Source organism: Tissierella sp. (genome assembly GCF_052089545.1).
In the GTDB taxonomy this organism is placed as follows: Bacteria; Bacillota; Clostridia; order Tissierellales; family Tissierellaceae; genus Tissierella_A.
Genome location: NZ_JBQDAA010000169.1, coordinates 1 through 5,104, shown reverse-complemented (window position 1 = coordinate 5,104; position 5,104 = coordinate 1). Strand labels below are relative to the sequence as shown.

General features: G+C 26.6%; 5 protein-coding genes. All 5 read left to right on the top strand.

Features of this window, described 5'->3' with window-relative positions; translation table 11 throughout:
- Positions 1-1,770: DNA primase (gene dnaG / locus ACTHW2_RS10585; protein ID WP_442263883.1), on the top strand; the 1,770-nt coding region annotated here is incomplete at its 5' end.
- Positions 1,771-1,811: 41 nt separating this feature from the next.
- Complete coding sequence (gene rpoD / locus ACTHW2_RS10580; RefSeq protein ID WP_442263884.1) at positions 1,812-2,813, top strand: RNA polymerase sigma factor RpoD; 1,002 nt, start codon at positions 1,812-1,814, stop codon at positions 2,811-2,813.
- A gap of 53 nt (positions 2,814-2,866) precedes the next feature.
- Positions 2,867-3,532, top strand: coding sequence for a tRNA (adenine(22)-N(1))-methyltransferase (locus ACTHW2_RS10575; RefSeq protein WP_442263882.1), 666 nt, complete (start codon positions 2,867-2,869; stop codon positions 3,530-3,532).
- Positions 3,525-4,322 (top strand): Nif3-like dinuclear metal center hexameric protein, encoded by a 798-nt coding sequence (locus tag ACTHW2_RS10570; RefSeq protein WP_442263881.1) that lies wholly within the window; start codon positions 3,525-3,527, stop codon positions 4,320-4,322. Before ACTHW2_RS10575 ends, ACTHW2_RS10570 begins: the two co-directional genes overlap by 8 nt.
- Positions 4,323-4,332: 10 nt before the next feature.
- On the top strand, positions 4,333-5,046 hold the full coding sequence (locus ACTHW2_RS10565) for a zinc ribbon domain-containing protein (protein ID WP_442263880.1): 714 nt from the start codon (positions 4,333-4,335) through the stop codon (positions 5,044-5,046).
- Positions 5,047-5,104 lie beyond the last annotated feature (58 nt).

Here is a 5,104-nt window from a genome sequence, read left to right as displayed (position 1 = left end):
GTAGATATTGTAGATACAGTTTCTGAATATATTAATTTAAATAAATCTGGTGCTAATTTAGTAGGACTTTGCCCTTTTCATAATGAAAAAACACCTTCTTTTACAGTGTCTAGTTCAAAACAGTTTTTCCATTGTTTTGGATGTGGAGAAAGTGGAGATAGTATCACTTTTATAATGAAAAAAGAAAACTTAGACTTTAAAGAAGCGGTAAAGTTTTTAGCAGACAAACTAAATATCGAATTAGATGGAAAAGAAATAGATGCTAAAGAAATAGAAGAAAGAAAGACTTTATATGATATAAATAGAGAAGCTGGAAGATTTTTTCATCAGATACTTTTAGAAAATAAGTTTGCACTAGAATATTTAAATAAAAGAGAAATAGGATATAATGATATAAAAAGATTTGGACTAGGATTTATACCTGATAAATGGGAACTTTTATATAAATATTTAATATCCAAAGGGTATAAAGAAGAAGAGATAGAAAAAGTTGGTCTTATAAACAAAAGGAAAAGTAGCAATGGATATTATGATAGATTTAGAAATAGGATAATATTTCCAATAATAAATAGAAGAAATAAGGTTATAGGTTTTGGAGGAAGGGTAATAGATGATTCCATGCCTAAATATTTAAATTCTAAAGAAAGTCTTATTTTTAATAAAGGAAACAATTTATATGGATTAAATCTTGTCAAAAAATATTCTGATAAAAAGAGAATAATTTTAGTAGAAGGATATATGGATGTGATCGCTCTCTTTTCTAAAGGTATAAACTATGCTGTGGCAAGTCTTGGGACTGCTCTTACAGCGAGTCAAGCTAAACTTTTAAAAAGATATGGAGAAGAGATTTATATAGCATATGATTCAGATGAAGCAGGTATCAAAGCCACCTTAAGATCTATAGATATAATGTCTGATGAGAATATAAAACCTAAAATTATACAATTTCCTAAAGGTATGGATCCAGATGATTATATAAAAAAAGAAGGAAAGATAAGATTTGAACATTTATTTAAAAAGGCTTTAAGTCCCATTGATTATAATATAAATTTGAATAAGGAAAAATATAATATAAACAATGTTGAAGAAAAAATAAAATTTACTAAAGAAATAACAAAGTTAATAAAAAAGGTAAAAAGCCCAATTGAACAAGATGTTTATATAGAAAAGATATCAAATGATACTGGAATAAATAGAAGAGCAATAGAAAAAGAAATAAGAAATAATAAATACAGGAATTATAAAACTACTAAAACTGTAAAACCTAAGATTAATAAAGACGAATTAAATGAAAGTTTTAAAATTAAATCTGCTCATATAAAAGCACAAATTAACCTTGTAGAACTTATGGTCATGGACAGAGAATACTTTCATCTTATAGAAAAAGAACTTTTTGGTGAAGACTTTTCTAATTTAGAATTCAGTGTAATTTATGATATTATAAAAACAAAATATGAAAATAATGATATTTTAAATATAGATGATATACTAAAGGAAGCTTTAAATAAAGGTATGAATGAAGACTTATTAAATAGTATCCATAAAGAATCTTTAGAATATAAACCTACAAATATAGAAAAGGTAATATCAGACTTAATAAATACCATAACTTTAAATAGTTTAGAAGAAAAAAGAAAAAAAACAATCAAGCTAATCGAAGATTTAGAAGAAAATCCAGATAAAATGGAAAGAGAAAAAGAAGAGTTTATAAAATTATGTATAGAACTAACCGATTTAAATAATGAAATAGAATCTATTAGATATAAGTAGGGGGTACGATTGTGAACAGCGCAAAGAAAAAAGATAAAAAAATGAACAAATTTGAAGCTTCACTTAAATCTTTGACAACAAAGGGAAAAAAGAGTGGTAAATTAACATATCAAGAAATAATGGATCAACTAGAAAGTATAGAACTAGAGACTGAAGAAATAGAAAAGGAAGCAAAATCAGCTAAGACCGAAAACTTATCTGTTCCTAAAGGAATAAGTGTAGATGACCCAGTAAGAATGTATTTAAAAGAAATAGGGAAAATCCCTCTTCTTACTGGTGAACAAGAGGTAAGTATAGCTAAAAGAATGGAAGAAGGCGATGAGTTCGCTAAAAGGGAGTTGGCAGAGGCTAACCTTAGATTAGTTGTAAGTATTGCAAAAAGATATGTAGGAAGGGGTATGCTTTTCTTAGATCTTATACAAGAAGGAAATTTAGGACTTATGAAAGCAGTAGATAAATTTGAATATAAAAAAGGATTTAAATTTAGTACATATGCAACTTGGTGGATTAGGCAAGCTATAACTCGTTCTATAGCAGATCAGGCTAGAACTATAAGAGTCCCAGTTCATATGGTTGAAACTATTAATAAACTCGTAAGAATACAAAGACAACTTGTACAAGAGTTAGGAAGAGATGCCCTGCCAGAGGAAATAGCAAAAGAGATGGGTCTAAATGTTGAAAAGGTACGAGAAATCATGAAAATTGCTCAAGAACCAGTATCACTTGAAACGCCAATAGGTGAAGAAGAAGATAGTCATTTAGGCGATTTTATACCTGATGAAGACATACTATCACCATCAGAAGCAGCTAATTTTACAATGCTTAGAGAACAACTTATTGAAGTTTTAGATGGGCTTACTCCAAGAGAACAAAAGGTATTAAGACTACGCTTTGGATTGGATGATGGTAGAGCTAGAACACTTGAAGAAGTAGGTAAGGAATTTGATGTTACTCGTGAAAGAATTAGACAAATAGAGGCTAAAGCTCTTAGAAAGCTTAGACATCCAAGCAGAAGTAAAAAATTAAAAGACTTTTTAGAATAAAAAAAGATTCGCATATATGCGAATCTTTAATTATATAAAAAAGAGGTGAAGGTATGAATTTAAGTGATAGATTAATGAAAATAATAAAATTTGTGAAAGAAGATACTATTATTTTGGATGTAGGAACTGACCATGGATATGTTCCTATATATATTGTAGAAAAAAATATTTGTAAAAAAGCTATAGCATCAGATGTTAGTCGCAATTCTTTAAAGAAAACAATAGAACTTATTAAAAAGAAAGGGCTAGAAGAAAATATAAGTAGTAGATTGGGCGATGGTCTAGATGTAATTAGACCATATGAAGTAGACGGGGTTATAATGGCAGGTATGGGTGGAATATTGATCCAAAATATATTAAAAAAAGATAAAAAAATTACAGATTCTATAAATTATTTTATCTTTCAACCTATGGTTGCTAGCAAAGAATTAAGAAAATATCTAAGCCAAAATAATTATAAAATAGTAGATGAAGAGCTTTCAAAAGAAGATAACAAATTTTATGAAATTATATATGCAAAAAGAGGTAAGGAAGATGTTAAAAAGGAAATATATTATGAAATAAGTGAAAAGTTGATAGAAAAAAACCACCCTTTATTAAAAGAATTTGTTGAAGATAAAATAAAGTCAGTAAAGTCAGTAATAGATGTATTAAAGGAAAAAAAGAGCAAAAGAAGTATAGAAAGGTATAATGAATTAAACAAACTATTAGATGAATAAAACTATAATAAAACATATGGAAAATTGGGCTCCAAAAAGCATTATAGATTCTTGGGATAATACTGGTTTTCAAATTGGTTCTGGAGAAAAGGATGTGGAAAATATATTGGTATCTCTGGATTTAGATCAAAATATACTTGAAAAGGCTATTAAAAAAAATATAGACCTTATAATTACTCATCATCCTATTATATTTAAACCAATAAGTACTATAGTAGATACGGATCCAAAAGAAAACCTTATCATTGATATAATAAAAAATGATATAGCAGTATACAATGCTCATTCTAATTTAGACTTAGCTATAGGAGGCGTAAGTCATATACTAGCTGAAAAATTAAATATATTTAATACATCAAACTTGAGATCCATATTTGAGGGGAAAAACAAAAGTGGAAATGTTATATACGGATATGGGAGAATAGGAGAAATTTCTAAGACTCCATTAAAAAAATATATAAATCTTATAAAGAAAAATTTAAATATAGATAATCTTATTTTATATGGAAATATTAATAAAACTATAAAAAAGGTAGCAGTTTGTGGTGGAAGTGGTAGCGATTTTATAAAAGATGCGGTGGATGCAGGGGCTGATTTATACATCACTGGTGATATAAAGTATCACGAGGCTCAATTTGCTTATGAAGAGGGACTAACATTGATAGATGTGGGGCATTTTCATAGTGAAAAGCATATACTTCCTGTTATAAAAAAATATATAGATGAAGAATTTGATTCTTTGAATGTAGAAGTTCTTATAGAAGAGAGTGTGCCTACAATAATATACTAGGAGGTATTGTATGAATAAATTAGAATTATTATTAGATTTAGAAGATCATAATATAAATATAAAAAAAATAAAAGCAAATATAAATGATTTAAATAGATATATTGAAAGCTTAAATAAAGATATAGAAATAAAAAAAATAAAAAGAAAGTTAGAAGTTTTAAGTAACAATATTTCTGTAATTAAAACTGCTATTGTAAAATATGAAAATAGTTTATCTCAATATGAATATAAAATAAAAGATTTAAATGATAAATTGTACAAAGAAAATATAAATGATATAAAACAATTAGAATATTTAGATTTAGAAAAGGAACAGTTAAATATGGAATTAAAAGAAATAGAAACAGAAATGATAGCATATATGGAAGAAGAAGAAATATTAGAAAAAAAATATATAGATAATAAGTCTATACTAAAAGATTTTGAGGAAAATATAAATAAGGAATATTCTAAGAGTATAAAAGAATTACAAGCTGCAGAAGATAAATTAAAAGATGAAAAAAATCATATGAAAATAATAGCTAAAAAAATAGATGATGATCTATTAAAACAATATAATGAGTTAAATACTAGGAAAGATAATCCTATTGTTGTTGTAGAAGATAATATATGTATGGGATGTAACATGAAGATACCTACATACAAGATAGAAGGATTAAAGGAAAAAACAGAAATAATAAATTGTGAATCTTGTGGAAGGATTCTTTTCTTAAAAGATAGATAGGGATATAAGTTGTAAAATAAAGTGTCAGTAAAAATAAAAAAACATAGCTGTTCTCTGA

Coding starts and splice junctions, on each gene's coding strand:
- rpoD (WP_442263884.1), top strand. CDS start 1,812: ATGAACAAATTTGAAGCTTCACTTAAATCTTTGACAACAAAGGGAAAA.
- ACTHW2_RS10565 (WP_442263880.1), top strand. CDS start 4,333: ATGAATAAATTAGAATTATTATTAGATTTAGAAGATCATAATATAAAT.
- ACTHW2_RS10575 (WP_442263882.1), top strand. CDS start 2,867: ATGAATTTAAGTGATAGATTAATGAAAATAATAAAATTTGTGAAAGAA.
- ACTHW2_RS10570 (WP_442263881.1), top strand. CDS start 3,525: ATGAATAAAACTATAATAAAACATATGGAAAATTGGGCTCCAAAAAGC.